Source organism: Nonomuraea fastidiosa, assembly GCF_042751225.1.
In the GTDB taxonomy this organism is placed as follows: domain Bacteria; phylum Actinomycetota; class Actinomycetes; order Streptosporangiales; family Streptosporangiaceae; genus Nonomuraea; species Nonomuraea fastidiosa.
The window spans coordinates 3,871,200-3,886,798 of record NZ_CP170570.1 but is presented as its reverse complement, the minus strand read 5'-3'; the positions used below and the strand labels follow the sequence as shown (position 1 = coordinate 3,886,798).

Below are 15,599 nucleotides of genomic sequence, written 5' to 3'. Positions count from 1 at the left end.
GCTCAGCGCCGGGTCACTCCCACTCGATGGTGCCCGGCGGCTTGCTCGTCACGTCGAGCACCACGCGGTTGACCTCGCGTACCTCGTTGGTGATGCGGGTGGAGATGCGCGACAGCACGTCGTAGGGCACCCGCGCCCAGTCGGCGGTCATCGCGTCCTCGGAGGTGACGGGGCGCAGCACGATCGGGTGGCCGTACGTACGTCCGTCGCCCTGCACGCCCACCGACCGCACGTCGGCCAGCAGCACGACGGGGCACTGCCAGATCTGCCGGTCGAGACCCGCCCGCGACAGCTCCTCGCGGGCGATGGCGTCGGCCTCGCGCAGGATGGCCAGCCGCTCGCCGGTGACCTCGCCGACGATGCGGATCGCGAGCCCAGGCCCGGGGAACGGCTGCCGCCACACCATCGCGGCCGGCAGGCCCAGCTCTTCGCCGGCCCTGCGGACTTCGTCCTTGAACAGCGAGCGCAGCGGCTCGACCAGCGTGAACCGCAGGTCTTCCGGCAGGCCGCCGACATTGTGGTGTGACTTGATGTTGGCGGTGCCGGTGCCGCCGCCGGACTCGACGACGTCGGGGTAGAGCGTGCCCTGGACGAGGAAGTCGACGGGACCGTCGGCCATGATGGCGCGCTGCTCGTCCTCGAAGACGCGGATGAACTCACGCCCGATGATCTTCCGCTTCTCCTCCGGGTCGGTGACCCCTTCGAGCGCCTTGAGGAACCGGTCGGAGGCGTCGACCACCCGCAGCTTGACGCCGGTGGCGGCCACGAAGTCGCGCTCGACCTGCTCGGCCTCGCCCTTGCGCAGCAGGCCGTGGTCGACGAAGACGCAGGTCAGCCGGTCGCCGATGGCGCGCTGGACGATCGCGGCGGCCACCGCGGAGTCGACGCCGCCGGACAGCGCGCAGATGGCGCGGCCGTCGCCGACCTGGCGGCGCACGGCCTCGATGGAGTCTTCGACGATGTTGAGCATCGTCCACGTGGGACGGCAGCCCGCGGCCTCCAGGAAGTGCTTGAGCACCGTCTGGCCGTGCTCGGAGTGGAGCACCTCGGGGTGGAACTGCACGCCGTAGAGCCCGCGCTCGGCGCTCTCGAACGCGGCCACCGGAGTCTGCTCGGTGGACGCGGTCACCTCGAAGCCCTCGGGGGCCTTGACCACGCTGTCGCCGTGGGACATCCACACGGTCTGCGAAGACGGCAGCCCGGCGAAGATGGCGCCCTCGTCGAGCACCGTGAGCGGGGTGCCGCCGTATTCGGCGGCGCCGGTGCGCTTGACCTCACCGCCCAGCGCCTGCGCCATGGCCTGGAAGCCGTAGCAGATGCCGAACGTGGGCACGCCGGTGTCGAACAGCCCGTGGGGCACCGGCGGCGCGCCCTCGGCGTAGACCGACGAAGGACCGCCCGACAGGATGATCGCCTTGGGGTTCTTCGCCATCATCTCCTCGACCGGCATGGTCGAGGGAACGATCTCGGAGTAGACGTGGCACTCACGCACCCGCCTGGCGATCAGCTGCGCGTATTGAGCGCCGAAGTCGACCACCAAGACCGTGTCGAATTCAGACACCGTGAGAACCCCCTGACAAGGCGAAGAGCGGTGACCCCAGTCTATCGGCCCCGGCTCGAGCACCTGGCCTGGCCGGGTCCGGCGTGCTAACACAGAACGATGGATCTTGTCTGGCCGGCCATCGCGTGGGCCCTGTGGGTCATCGCGACGGTCACCGCCTTCAAGGTGTCGGGCCGTGACAGGGGCGAGGAGGCGCCCCCGTACCCGGTGCCCGCGGCGGTGGCCGAGCTCTTACGTGGCATGCGTCCCCAGGACGTGTTCTACACCGTGCTCTTCGAGCTGGCAGGACGCGGCTGGGTGACGATCGACGGCGACCGCCTGTCGCTGAACCCGATTCGTCCGCCGGAGCCGTTGCGCCCGTACGAGGTCTGGGTGCTCGAACGGGTGCGCGTCCGCATGGCGGGAGCGCCGAGGGCGCCCGTGATCGCCCTCGTGCCCGAGTCCGAGGACCTGGAGCGGGGTTTCGTCCCGCTCGTCCGGGAGCACGCCATCGAGATCGGCCTGGCCCGCCACCGCTGGGGCAGCATGGGCGTCCCCGTGCTGCTGACCATGGCCCTGTTCATCCCCTGGTTCATGACCGTGGTGGTGGCGCTCTTCTCCTGGCCCGCGGGGATCGCGACGGTGGGGGCGATGGTCGCGGGCGTCTCGCTGCTGTCGGACGGCAAGGGCTTCCTGCTGACCCGGCGCGGGCGGGAGGTGGCCGGATCCGGATCGCCGCCGGCGAACCGCAACCAGGAGTGGATCTTCACCGGCAGCGGCTGGAAGGGCGTCGAGATCGAGCCGGCCAACCTGCCGCTCCGCTCGGGCCGCCAGGAGATCGCCGGGCACGTCGTCAAGCGCTGGGTCCATGAGACCACCGACGACCAGGGCCGGTCGGTGGAGTACTACATCGCGCTGCACGACGGCCACTCGGAGAAGGCGATCAGCTTCCGGGTCGGCGAGAGCCTCTACCGCGACGTGCTGCCCGGCGACTCCGTACGCCTGCTGGTCAAGCCGCGCCGCTGGGTGGTGCGCGTGCTGGCGCACGACCGTCACTGGTAGCCGGGCACCTCACCGGTCAGCAGCGACTCGACGTACAGGCGCAGGCTCGCCGCGTACGAGGAGTCGGTCAGCAGCAGGAACCGCTCCTCGCGGATGCCCTGGATCACCAGGTCGGCCACCTCGGACGGCTCCATGCCGCGCTCGGCCGCCTTGCCGATCCGCTCCTTGACGGCCACCTCGTCCGCGGCGGGCGTGGTGGCCAGAGTGGGCGGGCGCGACCGGTCGGAGTCGGCGATGCGAGTCCTGACCGCGCCGGGGCACAGCGCGCTGACGCGCAGCTTCGACCCCGTCGCGGCCAGGTCCTGGGCGAGCGCCAGGGACGCGGCGAGCGCGGCGTGCTTGGCCATCGCGTACCCGCCGGTCCCCGGCGACACCAGCAGTCCCGCCACGGAGACGGTGTTGACGACGTGTCCCTCGGTGTCCTGCTCGATCATGCGCGGCACGAACCAGTGGATGCCGTGCAGCACGCCCCACAGGTTCACGCCGAGCAGCCAGGAGAAGTCCTCCTCGTCCCGCGTCCACATGTGGCCGCCCTGGAAGACGCCCGCGTTGTTGCAGAGCACGTGCACGGCGCGCAGCTCACCGAAGCAGCGGTCGGCGAGGTGACGTACGGACGAGGCATCGGACACGTCGGTGATCTGTGTCAGCACCTTCGTGCCGCCGCACATGGCCGCCGTCTCCGCCAGCCCGCCGTGGTCCACGTCGGCGAGCATCAACGTCATTCCCTCTGCCGCGAACCGGAGGGCGAGCGCCCTCCCGATGCCACTGGCCGCACCCGTCACCACCGCGACCTTGCCGGAGAGCTCGCGCACGTACAGACCTCCCTAGGGACACGCCATAGGTCGTTCCCCGATCAGTCCGAGCGACGCTACAGCACCGCGTCCATCAGGCCCAGAGGCGGCGAGCCGAGATCGAACAGGGCCTTGTGGAAGCGCTGGAGGGTGAAGCCCGCTCCCCACTCCTTGCGCGCCCGCTCGCGCAGGTCGAGGATGAGCAGCTTGCCCCAGGTGTAGCGGCCGTAGGTCGGGTCGAACGTGGCCCGGCGCGCCTCCGACAGCGCGGCGGGACCGGCCAGGTGGGTGTCCGACTCGAAGCGGCGCGCGCCCTCCTCGACCGTCATCTGGCCGGTGTGCACGCCGATCGCGCAGGCCAGCCGGGTGACGCGGATGAGCGCCTCCACCCAGACGCCGATCTCGAAGCGCGGGTCGCCGTCGCCGAAGCCCTCCTCGACGCACAGCTCCTCGGCGTAGTGCGCCCAGCCCTCGACGAACGCCATCGACTGCAGCAGCCTGCGCACCTCCGACGGGGCCCGGCGCAGCGCCCTGGCGTGCGAGAAGTGCCCGGGCGCCACCTCGTGGACGTTGATGGCGGGCAGCGTGGTGCGGCTGAAGACCTGCAGCCACTCCTCCTGCTCCTGCTCGGGCCAGTCGGGCTCGGGCGGCGTGATGTAGTACCAGGACGGCCCCTCGGGCTCGCCGGGCGAGTTCCACGCCATCATGGCCATCGCCCAGCGGCGCGACTCGGGCGCCAGGCCGACCAGGCACTCGCCGTCGTGGTAGGGCACGAGGTCCTTCTCGCGGGTGAACGCGATGGCCTTCTCCGTGCCGATCCGCGCGGCCTCGATGACGCCGTCGGCGTCGGGGTGGTCCTTGACCAGCTCGCGTACGACGTCGAGCGGGGGCCTGCCGGCCTCCCCGAGCTTCGCGCACGACTCGGCGAGCAGGCCGAGCAGCCGGTCGCGTTCGGCGTCGGCCCGCTCGGCCAGCCTGCCCAGGTCCACCGGCAGGCCCTCGGCGGTGCCCATGAGCCGGGCGAGCGCGTCGCCGCCGAGCGCCGCGTCGGGGTCGCCCTCCTGCGCGGCCCGCTCGACGTGCGCGACGAGCCTGGCGTGCGCGGCCAGCGCGGCCTCGTCGGTGATGCCGGCGGCGAGGCCCTTGACCGCGCCGATCAGGGACTTCGCGACCGGGGCCGGCACCTGGTCGAGCGAGGCGAGCGCCTGGTCCACGGCCTCGGGCCAGAGCGCGAGGTGGGCCGCCTTGGCCGCCGCGCGCTCCTCCTCCGGCGCGTAGTCGCGGTCGTAGCACGCGAGGTCGAGGTTGGACAGGTGGATCAGGGGGTTCTTGCGGTGCAGCTCCAGCTCGCCGAACTGGGTGCGCAGACTCTCCTCGAACACCTGTAGGTGCCTGGCGTCGTGCGCGTCAGCGGGCGCGGGTCCCTCGCCGAGCCGCGCCAGCCCGGCCCGTACGCCCTCGGGCGACAGGTCCTGGATCCGGCCGTCGTACTCGTGCCTGCCGCCGCCCTCGCGCGCCTCGGCCACGATCAGGTCGGTGATGGCTCGTAGCCTGGCGTCAAGTTCTGTCATGCCGCCGACGCTAGCGCACCCCTGGTATGGGGTCTTTAGTGCTGAAATTTCGGGCACTTTCGGCTGCTGCGCGGTGCAAGATGATCAGCATGGCTCTCCGCATCACCACGCTCGCTGAGCGTCCCGAGTTCGCCGCGACCCTGTGGGACATGGAGCACACCTGGGCGCAGTTCGTCCTGAACGACCCCATCGCGGATCTCTACTACCCCTTCGTCACCACCCGCCACCAGCACCACGTGCTCGTGGCCGACGACGACGCGGAACCCGGGCGGCCGGTGGCGCGGGCGTGCCTGATCCCGTACGTGTCCGGCGGCGACGGCCTGCCCGACGACGGCTGGGACGGCGTGATCCGGGCGGGCTGGCTGGCCCGCGAGCGCGGCCAGGAGCCCGACGCCGTCTCCGCGCTGGAGATCACCGTCCGCCGCGACCTGCAGGGCAGGGGCCTGTCGGCGCTGATGGTGGCCGCCCTGCGCGAGCATGCCGCCAGGCTCGGCTTCCGCACGCTCGTCGCCCCCGTACGTCCCAACCACAAGCACCTCGAACCGCACACCCCCATGAGCGAGTACGCCTTCAGGACCCGCCCCGACGGCCTGCCCCAGGACCCGTGGCTGCGGGTGCACGTACGGGCGGGCGCCGAGATCGTCAAGGTGGCGCCCCGGTCGATGGTGGTGCCGGGCACGCTGGCGGAGTGGCGGGCCTGGACCGGCCTGCCGTTCGACCGGTCGGGGCCGGTGGAGGTGCCGGGGGCGCTGACGCCGGTGCATTGCGATGTGGAGCACGACCACGCCGTCTACGTGGAGCCGAACGTCTGGGTGGCCCACTCCCTGACCTGAGCGGGCCTTGCGAGCGCCCGGCCGCGCCGGACCGACCGGGCGCGGGCCTTTGAGGCGCCCGGCCCTCCAGGCCGATCAGGAGCGGGCCTTCGAGGCGCCCGGCCCGCCGCACCGGCCAGGAGCGAGCCCAAGGACGCTCAGCCTGCCGGGCTGACCAGACGGAGGCGGTCGGCGTGGCGGGCGACGTCGAGGCCGCGCTCGGCGGCCCAGGCGTCGTCGTGGCAGGTGGCGAGGTGGCGCTCGGAGGCGTCGCCGATCAGCGAGACGATCGTGCCGCTCTCGCCCCGCATGACCATGCGCTCGATCAGCTCGAGCGCCGCCCAGAGCACGGTGCCGGACGACGGGCCCACGGGCAGCCCGGTGACCCCCCTGATGTGCCGCGCCGCAGCCACCGTGGCCGCGTCGGGCACCGGGATCACCAGGTCGATCAGGTCGGGACGGAAGCCCGGCTCCATGCGCGGGCGGCCGATGCCCTCGATGCGCGAGGGCATGCCGGTGGCGTAGTCGCGCACGTCGAGCGTCCAGCCAGGAAAGTACGCGGAGTTCTCCGGGTCGGCCACCGCGACCCGGCAGTCGAGGTCATGCTTCTTGATCCAGTTGCCGAGCGTCGCCGAGGTCGCGCCGGTGCTCGCGCCCGTCACCACCCAGTCGGGGCTCACCTGGGCGAACAGCTCCTCGGCGAGGTCGTGCTCGGCCGCCCTGCCGAACTGGTCGAGGAAGTGCCCTTCGATCCGCCGCGCCGCGTCGTAGATGGCCAGCGGCGGCGAGACGAACCTGCACTCGCCGCCCAGCTCCTCCACCGGCCGCGCCCGCTCGGGCCCCGCCTTGCCCGGCATCACCACGATGTACCGCAGGCCGAGCCGCCGGGCGAACCACGCCTGGGCCACCGCCGCGTTGCCGCCCGTGGCCTCGACCACGGTCGCGCCCTCGGTGACCAGGCCGTCGAGCACGGCCTGGCGGAATAACGCGCGCGCGTGGCGGTGCCTGAGGCTGCCTGTGGGATGCCGGGACTCGTCCTTCAGCAACAACGTGATCCCGGGGACCCGAACCGGGAATTCGATCAGCGGGGTCGGCTCCCCCGCGGCCAGCACGTCGAGGGCTCGTGCGTTCCAGCTCACGTCTCCACTTTTTCAGTCATGCCCCCGCGAGGTCCGTGCTTTCGCCAGGAACGTAGTGAATCGCGGCAATATGCCGGACAGCGGTAACTTCCCCTATTCTCGGCGGAGTCCCACGAGACGGGCGGCATGGGGCCAGAATTCTGGCATGGCTTCCTTCGCTCCGCTCCGCCCGGCAGATCCGCGCTCGCTGGGGGGCCTGCGTCTGCTCGGCAGGCTCGGCGAGGGTGGCCAGGGCGTCGTCTACCTGGGCGAGGACGCCGAGGGCGGCAAGGCGGCGGTCAAGTGGCTGCGGGCCGACCTGGCGGGCGACGAGTCGAGCGTGCAGCGCTTCCTGCGCGAGGTCGAGGTGGCCAGGCACGTGGCGCCGTTCTGCACGGCCGCCGTGCTGGGCACAGGGATCGAGCAGGATCGGCCGTACATCGTCAGCGAGTACATCGAGGGCCCCTCCCTGCATCGGGTGGTGCAGGAGCAGGGGCCGCGCACGGGGACGGCGCTGCACCGGCTGGCCGTCGGCACCGCGACCGCGCTCGCCGCGATCCATCAGGCGGGCATCGTGCACCGCGACTTCAAGCCGGCCAACGTGATCATCGGCGCCGACGGGCCCCGGGTCATCGACTTCGGCATCGCGCGGGCGCTGAACGCCACGACGATCAGCCAGTCGGTGGTGGGGACCCCGTCGTACATGGCGCCCGAGCAGTTCATGGGCCACGCGGTGGGACCGGCGGCCGACCTGTTCTCGTGGGCCGGGACGATCATTTTCGCGGCGACGGGGCAGGCGCCGTTCGGCAGCGACACGATGCCCGCGGTGATCAACCGCGTGCTCAACCGGCAGCCCGACCTCGGCCCGCTCGACGGCACGCTGCGCGAGGTCGTGGCCGCCTGCCTGGCCAAAGATCCGGCGCAGCGGCCCACGGCCGAGCAGGTGATGGTGCGGCTGCTGCGGCACCCGGCGTCCGGCTCGGGCATGCTGGCGGAGGGCGCGGCGGCGGCATCGTCCGCGCCCTTCCCCGGCCCGCCCGCCTTAGGTTCGCCCGTCTCAGGGCCGCTCTCCCAGGCGGGCCCGCGGCCCGCGGGCCTGCCCGTCACAGGCGCACCCGCCGCAAGCACGCCCCCGCACACCGGCGCGCCCGCCGCAGGACCGCCTTCCCAGCAGCACATCCCGCCGGGCCACCCCCACGCGTGGCAGCACCTCCAGCCCACGCACCCCGCCGCCAAGCCGCCGGACCGCAGGCGGGGGCAGGTGGTGGCGAGCGTCACCGCGGCGGTCGCGCTGCTGCTGGCCGCCGTCATCTTCGCGGGCGTCCAGATGTACCGGACGGCGAGCACGGCCGCGCTCCAGTCCACGACCCCGTCGGCGGACACGGAGCGGCAGCCCAGCGGCTCCGGCGAGGAGCCCACCGGGGACGCCACCGGAGACGACTCCGAGGGCCGGACCGAGGACCAGGCGGAGCACCAGGCGGAGGACGTGCCCGGCGAGGGCACCAAGCGGAAGCTGCCCGGCGGCGACATCTCCCTGTACGAAAGCCCGTCCGACGCCATCGTGCTCACCTCGTACGAGGTCAAGGACGCGAAGAAGGACGACTGGATCGACTACGCCAGGGACTCGCTGCGCGGCAAGTTCACCAAGTACGCGGGCAACATGGAGTCGCTGGTCTCCCCCGACGGACGCTACCTCGCGTCGAGGGGCAGGCAGTACACCCCCGACGATCACGACTTCATCGTCATCACCGACCGCCGGACCGGGCAGCGCCACACGATCAAGACCGTCAAGAGCCCGCTGGACGGCATCATCATGCGGTGGTCGAAGGACGGCGGGACGATCCTGCTCAGCATCGCGCGGGAGGTCGGCGACGAGCTGACCTACCCGGGGTTCATGCTGGTCGACGTGGCCACCAAGCGCGTCAGGCGGGTGGGCGTCAGCGACACCGCCGTCAGGAGGAACATGTTCGCCTTCGACGGCGACAACGTCGGCACGGTCAACGTCTACGGCCCCGAGGACAACCTGAACCTGCGCTTCTTCGACCCCCAAGGCCGGGTGGTGCGCTCGCAGGAGAAGATCGGCACGCTCCCCGCCGGCACGACGGAGGACATCTTCTCGCCTTCGGGCAAGGCGTACGTCACCAACTGCCCTGACGGCACGTACAACGACCACTGCATCTGGGACGCCGCCACCGGCAAGCGGCTGCACACGTTCTACTCCGACTGCGACGAGGTGCTCGGCTTCTACGACGACAAGCACCTGTACTGCTGGGAGAACGACAACGGCGCCAACGCCGAGGTGCAGGTGGTCGACTTCAAGGGCAAGCTGGTGCGCAAGCTCCTGGAGGCCCCGGAAGAGCTGGACGTCGACCCCGTCTTCACCAGGAATCCGGCGCGCGGCTCGTGAACCATCCGGCGGATCCGGCCGTGATGGGGGGCATGAACACGCTGATCCGCACGACCGTGGCGGCCGCCGCGCTGGCCGCGGTCACGGCCGCCTGCACCACGTCGCCGGGTGGAGACCAGGGCCCGCCGCCGGTGAGGACGAGCCTCGGCGCGGTGCGCCTGGTGGCGTACGACGGGTGCGACGACCTGCTGGAGGAGCTGCGCGAGCGCAGCGCGGCCAACGTCGGGCCCTACGGCTTCGGCGACGCGATGCCGATGATGGTCGGGCAGGACAGCGTGCGCAGCGAGGCCAAAGCGCGTGCGGTCACGCAGTCGCCCGAGCACTCGACGACGAACGTGCACGAGGCGGGCGTGGACGAGCCCGACCTGGTCAAGACCGACGGCGAGCGGCTCATCACCGTCACCGACGGCACCCTGCGCGTCATCGACACGGCCACCAGGAAGATCACCGCCTCGCTCCGGCTGACCGAGGGCGAGGGCGGCTCCGGCTTCCCCGCGGACCTGCTGGTGTCGGGCGACCGGGCGCTGGTGCTGATGGCCGGCGGGGACATCATGTACAAGCGGATCGCCGGGGGTCCGGTGGGCGACACCCGGTACGTGCTGGTGGACCTCGCGGGCGAGCCGAAGGTGCTGGGCACGATCAAGCCGCAGGGATCGTACGTGGACGCGCGGCTGGTCGGCTCCACCGTCCGCCTCGTCACCCGCAGCCGGCCCGACGTCGTCTTCCACGAGCGGCGCCCTGGCAGCAGCGAATCGGACTTGATCGCGGCGAACCGGGCCGTCATCGCGAACGCCCCAGCCGAGGCGTGGCTGCCCAGGATCGAGATCACCGACGCGTCCGGCAGGACCACGCAGAGCCGGGTGCCGTGCGAGCGGGTCAGCCACCCCGCCGACTACACCGGCACCTCGATGCTGACCGTGCACACGATCGACCTGGCCCAGGGCATCACGGCGGCGGGCACCGACCCGATCACGCTGGCCGCCGACGGCGACATCGTCTACGGCACCGGCCAGAGCCTGTACGTGGCCAGCAACCCGCGCTGGTGGTTCCCCGTGGTGCGACGGCTTCCGCCGCCGCCCTCGCCTCGCCCGACGGCCGTGGCCCCGGCGGAGGAGCCGACGGTGACCGACCCGCCGATCGCGCCGACCACCACAGGGAGCACGCCGGCCGCGACGGTGCCGGCCGAGACGGTGCCAGCCGAGACGGTGCCAGCCGAGACGGTGCCCGCGGAAACGCCCACGCCGGAGCCCACCCCCGCGCAGCCGCCCGAGGAGACGGAGGTGCACCGCTTCGACATCACGAAGCCAGGCGCGCCCGCGTACGTGGCCTCGGACAAGGTGCCCGGCCGGCTGCTCAACCAGTACGCGCTCTCCGAGCACGACGGCCACCTCCGCGTGGCCACCACGCTCAACCGGTCCGACGGCCGCGACAGCTCCAGCGCGGTCTACGTGCTCAAGGCCGACACCATGGAGAAGGTGGGCGAGGTCGGCGGCCTCGGCAAGGGCGAGCGCATCTACTCGGTGCGCTTCATCGGCCCGGTCGGCTACTGCGTGACGTTCCGCCAGGTGGACCCGCTCTACACGCTCGACCTGCGCGACCCCGCACATCCCCGGGTGACGGGCGAGCTGAAGATCACCGGGTACTCGGCGTACCTGCATCCCGCCGCCGACGGCCGGCTGATCGGCATCGGCCAGGAGGCCAGCGAGAAGGGCAGGACGCTGGGCACGCAGGTGTCGCTGTTCGACGTGAGCGACCCGGCGGCGCCGCGCCGGCTGTCGCAGTTCTTCCAGCGCGACTCGGGCTCGGGCGCGGAGTGGGACCCGCACGCGTTCCTGTACTGGCCGAAGACCGGTCTCGCGGTGGTGCCGCTGGTGCAGCCGGACAAGTCGGGCGCGCTGGTGCTCAGGATCGACGACAAGGAGGTACGGCGGCTGGGCATGATCGAGCATCCGGAGCGGCGCGGCGAGTACCCATACCGGCCGGGTATCGAACGCTCGCTGGTCATCGGCGACTCGATCTGGACAGTGTCGTATGAAGGCGTCCAGGTCAACGACATGGAGACGCTCGATTCACAAGTGTGGATCCCGCTTCGTTGAGCAACCAAAAGGTGCCGGTTCGCAAATGAACCGGCACCTTTTTTATGGACTTATCCCGACAACCGGTGAAAAATTCGCTTACACCGTCTTGTCGGACACGGCGCGCCCGTCACGAGCCACCGCCGGTCCGCCTTCACGAGAAAGGGCCCCACGCTGCCATGCGATCACGCACCCCCCTGCTCGCATCGCTGCTCAGCGCGCTCGCGTTAGCCGCGGCGCCGCTGCCCGCCTCCGCGGCAGAGCCGCCTGAGGCCGCTCAGGAAGGCACGTACATCGTCCAGCTCAACCCGTCGCTGCGCGCGCCGCGCGGCGCGGCCGAGACCCAGGTGTCGCAGCTCGGCGGCGAGCTGGTCGGCGTCTACCAGCACGCGTTCAAGGGCTACACCGCGAAGCTGAGCGCCGCCGCCGCCGAGAAGCTCAAGAAGGACCCGAGCGTGCTCAGCGTGGAGCCCGACGCCGTGGTCACCCACTTCGCCCAGACCATCCCGACCGGCGTGAGCCGGATCTTCGGCCCGGACAACCCCAACCTCGACATCGACGGCACCGACGACCGCCGCGTGGACGTGGACGTCGCCGTGGTGGACAGCGGCGTCGACCAGAGCCACCCCGACCTGAACGTGGTCGCCAGGACCAACTGCGTGATCGGCCTCTGCATCAACAACTCCGGCACCGACGACAACGGCCACGGCACCCACGTCGCCGGCACCATCGGCGCGATCGACAACGCGATCGGCCCGGTCGGCGTCGCACCCGGCGCGCGCATCCACGCGGTCAAGGTGCTCAACGCCTCCGGCTCAGGCTCGCTCGCGGGCATCGCGGCCGGCATCGACTGGGTGGTGGCGCGCAGCTCCACCATCGAGGTCATCAACCTCAGCCTCGGTTGCAGCGGCTGCTCCAGCAGCGCGATCAGCAGCGCCATCACGAACGCGGTCAACGCCGGCATCGTGGTCGTGGTGGCCGCGGGCAACAGCAGCGCCAACACCGCCTCGTTCTTCCCGGCCAACCACCCCGACGTGGTCACCGTCTCCGCGCTGACCGACAACGACGGGCAGGCCGGCGGCCAGGGCGGCAGCACGCTGTCCTGCCGCAGCGAGTCCGACCAGGACGACACCCTCGCCTTCTACTCCAACTACGGCTCCACCGTGGAGATCACCGCGCCCGGCACCTGCATCTACTCGACGTGGCCCGGCGGCGGCTACAACACGATCAGCGGCACCTCGATGGCCAGCCCGCACGTCGCGGGCGCGGCGGCCCTGCTCACCTCGGGGTCGGCCAAGCCGACCACGCGGGCAGGCTCGCTGGCCGTGCGCAGCACGCTGATCTCGACCGGCAACTCCGACTGGACCGACGACTCCGGTGACGGCGTCAAGGAGCCCCTGCTCGACGTGCACGACGCCGGCGTCTACAACCCGGCCTGAGCCGGGGCGCGCCTGACGCAGAACCACCTCGGATGAGGGCGGTCCGCGGACAACCGCAGCGCCGCGGACCGCCCTGCCCTAGGCGTTCTCCGGCGCCACCACCGGGACGATCTCCGGCGCGCCCAGCCTGATCGCGTCGGCCTCCTGGTCGGAGTCCTGCTCCTGCGAGCGCCGTTCCGCCTCCACCCGCTTGGTGTAGTACTCGACCTCGCGCTTGACCTGCTCGCCGTCCCAGCCGAGCGGCCCGGCCAGCAGCTCCGCCGCCTCGCGCGCCACCCCGACCCCGCGGTGGAAGGTCTCGATGGAGATGCGGGTACGCCGGGTCAGCACGTCGTTGAGGTGCCTGGCCCCCTCGTGGGTGGCGGCGTAGACGATCTCGGCGCGCAGGTAGTCGTCGGCCCCGTCCAGCGGGCGGCCCAGCGACGGGTCCTGCTCGACCAGCTCCAGGATGTCGTCGATGAGCGAGCCGTAGCGGTGCAGCAGGTGCTCGATCCTGGCCACGTGCAGCCCCGACTCCTGGGCGAGGCGGTGCCGGGAGTTCCACAGCGCCTGGAAGCCCTCGGCGCCGACCAGCGGGATGCGGTCGGTGCACGATTGCGGCACCCGGTAGTCGAGGCCGTGCGCCACCGCGTCCACCGCGTCGCGCGCCATCACCCGGTACGTCGTGTACTTGCCCCCGGCCACCATCACCAGGCCGGGCACGGGGTGGGCGACCACGTGCTCCCTGGACAGCTTGGACGTCTCGTCGGACTCGCCCGACAGCAGCGGCCGCAGCCCCGCGTAGACGCCCTCGACGTCGTCGCGGGTCAGCGGCACCGACAGGATCGCGTTGACGTGGTCGAGCAGGTAGTCGATGTCGGCGCGGGAGGCGGCCGGATGGCTCCTGTCGAGCGTCCATTCCGTGTCGGTGGTGCCGATGATCCAGTGGCGGCCCCACGGGATGACGAACAGCACCGACTTCTCCGTACGCAGGATGATGCCGGTCAGCGACTGGATGCGGTCGCGCGGCACGACCAGGTGGATGCCCTTGGAGGCGCGTACGTGGATCTGCCCCCTGCCGCCCACCAGCTCCTGGATGTCGTCGGTCCACACGCCGGTCGCGTTGACCACCTGCCTGGCGCGTACGTCGAACTCGTCGCCGCTCTCCAGGTCGCGCACCCGCACGCCGGTGACCCGCTCGCCCTCGCGCAGGAATCCGACGACCTGGGTCCGCTGCGCGATGTGCGCGCCGTAGGTGGCGGCGGTGCGCAGCGTGGTCACGACGTAGCGGGCGTCGTCCACCTGGGCGTCCCAGTACTGGATGGCGCCGGTGAATGCGCTCTTCTTCAGCGAGGGGGCAAGGCGCAGCGCCCGCTTCCTCGACAGGTGCCGGTGCCCCGGCACGCCGCGGGTCAGGCCGGTCGCGAAGCCGAGCGTGTCGTACAGCATGACGCCGGCGCCCACGTACGGGCGCTCCCACCCGAAGTGGGTCAGCGGGAACAGGAACGGCACGGGCCTGACCAGGTGGGGCGCGATGCGCTGGAGCAGCAGGGCGCGTTCCTGCAGCGCCTCGCGTACCAGGTCGAAGTTGAGCTGCTCCAGGTAGCGCAGGCCACCGTGGATGAGCTTGGACGAACGTGACGACGTGCCGGAGGCGAAGTCCCGCGCCTCCACGAGCCCCACGTCAAGGCCCCTGGTCACCGCGTCGAGCGCGATGCCGGCACCCACGACGCCGCCGCCTACCACGACGACGTCGAGTTCCTGGGCCCTCATGCGCTCCAGCGCCTCGGCCCGTTCGGCGGGCCCGAGACGGGCCGCGCACTTTCCCGACGCCATATTTCCCCCTGAAACGGCTTTGTCGCTGTTCCTGGTACCTACCCGCACAGCGTCCGACCTGTAACGCTTTATGCCGGGAGCCGCGCTCAGGCCCGAGGGGAGGCCGCTTTCAGGCGCGTACGACCTTCACGCCCGCCTCGGTGAGCCGGGCGGCGAGATCGTCACTGAGCCGGGCGTCGGTGACGAGGGTGTCGATCCGCTCGATGGGGCAGATCCGGGAGAACGCCCGCCTGCCGATCTTGGAGGAGTCGGCCACCACCACGACCTGGGCGGCCCGGCTGATCAGCAGGTTGTTGACGCTGGCCTCGCCCTCGTGGTGCGCGGACGCGCCGAGCCCGACGTCGAGCGCGTCCACGCCGAGGAAGGCGACGTCGAGCGTCACCTGCTCCAGCACGCCGGTGGAGAGCGGGCCGATCAGCTCGTACGACTGCGGCCGCGCCACCCCGCCGGTCACCACGATCTTGACGTGCTTGCGGACGGTGAGCTCGGAGGCGATGTTGAGCGCGTTCGTGACGATCGTGAAGCCGCTCTCCAGCGCGGGCAGCGTGGCGAGCGTGCGGGCCAGCTCGGAGGTGGTGGTGCCGCCGTTCAGCCCGACGACCGCCCCGGGCGAGACCAGCTCGGCCGCCGCCGCGGCGATGCGGTGCTTCTCGTCGGCGTGCCGCGCGGTCTTGTAGCGCAGCGGCAGGTCGTAGCTGACGCTCTGCGACACCGCGCCGCCGCGCGTGCGCATGAGCATCTGCTGCTGGGCGAGCTGGTCGAAGTCCCGCCTGATCGTGGCGGTGGAGACGTCCAGCGCCTGCGCGGCCTCCTCCACCGACAGCCTGCCCTCCTGCGCCAGCAGTTCGAGGATGGCGTTCCAGCGGTCGTAGCGGGACACGTCGGCCTCCTAAGGGGATGAGGTCAGGAGCAAGCGTGGCACAACCTGGGACCCCAGAGCCACCGATGTTCATTTTTGCCGTTTTCTGC

The 15,599-nt window shown here is 71.5% G+C and carries 11 protein-coding genes; 5 read left to right on the top strand and 6 right to left on the bottom strand.

The annotated features are described in order from the left end of the window. Positions 1-13: 13 nt before the first annotated feature. Positions 14-1,561 (bottom strand): glutamine-hydrolyzing GMP synthase, encoded by a 1,548-nt coding sequence (guaA, locus tag ACFMQL_RS18070; RefSeq protein WP_378786149.1) that lies wholly within the window; start codon positions 1,559-1,561, stop codon positions 14-16. A gap of 99 nt (positions 1,562-1,660) precedes the next feature. On the opposite strand from guaA, the gene ACFMQL_RS18065 reads away from it, so the two are divergent. After that, entirely contained in the window at positions 1,661-2,602 is a 942-nt protein-coding gene (locus ACFMQL_RS18065; RefSeq protein WP_364068516.1) for a hypothetical protein, read from the top strand. Here the strand turns inward: ACFMQL_RS18065 and ACFMQL_RS18060 are convergent. Further along, complete coding sequence (locus ACFMQL_RS18060; RefSeq protein WP_364068518.1) at positions 2,593-3,414, bottom strand: SDR family NAD(P)-dependent oxidoreductase; 822 nt, start codon at positions 3,412-3,414, stop codon at positions 2,593-2,595. The two genes, ACFMQL_RS18065 and ACFMQL_RS18060, sit on opposite strands and share 10 nt — an antisense overlap. 56 nt (positions 3,415-3,470) lie before the next feature. Then, a complete protein-coding gene (locus ACFMQL_RS18055; RefSeq protein ID WP_378786146.1) occupies positions 3,471-4,964 on the bottom strand; it encodes a DUF885 family protein in 1,494 nt (497 codons plus the stop codon). 89 nt (positions 4,965-5,053) lie between these two features. Here ACFMQL_RS18055 and ACFMQL_RS18050 point away from each other — a divergent pair, with 89 nt between their 5' ends. After that, entirely contained in the window at positions 5,054-5,797 is a 744-nt protein-coding gene (locus tag ACFMQL_RS18050; RefSeq protein WP_364068522.1) for an N-acetyltransferase, read from the top strand. 137 nt (positions 5,798-5,934) lie between these two features. On the opposite strand, the gene ACFMQL_RS18045 is transcribed toward ACFMQL_RS18050, so the two are convergent. After that, the gene (locus ACFMQL_RS18045) at positions 5,935-6,915 is read right to left on the bottom strand and encodes a pyridoxal-phosphate dependent enzyme (RefSeq protein WP_364068524.1); all 981 of its coding nucleotides are present in this window, start codon (positions 6,913-6,915) and stop codon (positions 5,935-5,937) included. Positions 6,916-7,060: 145 nt separating this feature from the next. Between ACFMQL_RS18045 and ACFMQL_RS18040 the strand changes: the two genes are divergently transcribed. The 3 genes from ACFMQL_RS18040 (at position 7,061) to ACFMQL_RS18030 (ending at position 12,815) form a co-directional block, all read left to right on the top strand. Continuing rightward, complete coding sequence (locus ACFMQL_RS18040; RefSeq protein WP_378786143.1) at positions 7,061-9,301, top strand: protein kinase; 2,241 nt, start codon at positions 7,061-7,063, stop codon at positions 9,299-9,301. 32 nt (positions 9,302-9,333) lie between these two features. Beyond that, on the top strand, positions 9,334-11,397 hold the full coding sequence (locus ACFMQL_RS18035; RefSeq protein WP_378786142.1) for a beta-propeller domain-containing protein: 2,064 nt from the start codon (positions 9,334-9,336) through the stop codon (positions 11,395-11,397). Positions 11,398-11,555: 158 nt separating this feature from the next. After that, complete coding sequence (locus ACFMQL_RS18030) at positions 11,556-12,815, top strand: S8 family serine peptidase (protein WP_378786140.1); 1,260 nt, start codon at positions 11,556-11,558, stop codon at positions 12,813-12,815. A gap of 78 nt (positions 12,816-12,893) precedes the next feature. Here ACFMQL_RS18030 and glpD read toward each other — a convergent pair whose 3' ends face one another. Together glpD and ACFMQL_RS18020 are read right to left on the bottom strand one after the other, a co-directional pair. After that, complete coding sequence (gene glpD / locus ACFMQL_RS18025; RefSeq protein ID WP_378786138.1) at positions 12,894-14,630, bottom strand: glycerol-3-phosphate dehydrogenase; 1,737 nt, start codon at positions 14,628-14,630, stop codon at positions 12,894-12,896. Between the two features lie 109 nt (positions 14,631-14,739). Beyond that, entirely contained in the window at positions 14,740-15,510 is a 771-nt protein-coding gene (locus ACFMQL_RS18020; RefSeq protein WP_364068534.1) for a DeoR/GlpR family DNA-binding transcription regulator, read from the bottom strand. Between the last annotated feature and the right edge of the window lie 89 nt (positions 15,511-15,599).

Bases quoted from the DNA above. Each gene is read 5' to 3' on its own strand.
- ACFMQL_RS18055 (WP_378786146.1), bottom strand. From the start codon at position 4,964: ATGACAGAACTTGACGCCAGGCTACGAGCCATCACCGACCTGATCGTG.
- ACFMQL_RS18065 (WP_364068516.1), top strand. From the start codon at position 1,661: ATGGATCTTGTCTGGCCGGCCATCGCGTGGGCCCTGTGGGTCATCGCG.
- ACFMQL_RS18040 (WP_378786143.1), top strand. From the start codon at position 7,061: ATGGCTTCCTTCGCTCCGCTCCGCCCGGCAGATCCGCGCTCGCTGGGG.
- ACFMQL_RS18030 (WP_378786140.1), top strand. From the start codon at position 11,556: ATGCGATCACGCACCCCCCTGCTCGCATCGCTGCTCAGCGCGCTCGCG.
- ACFMQL_RS18035 (WP_378786142.1), top strand. From the start codon at position 9,334: ATGAACACGCTGATCCGCACGACCGTGGCGGCCGCCGCGCTGGCCGCG.
- glpD (WP_378786138.1), bottom strand. From the start codon at position 14,630: ATGGCGTCGGGAAAGTGCGCGGCCCGTCTCGGGCCCGCCGAACGGGCC.
- ACFMQL_RS18050 (WP_364068522.1), top strand. From the start codon at position 5,054: ATGGCTCTCCGCATCACCACGCTCGCTGAGCGTCCCGAGTTCGCCGCG.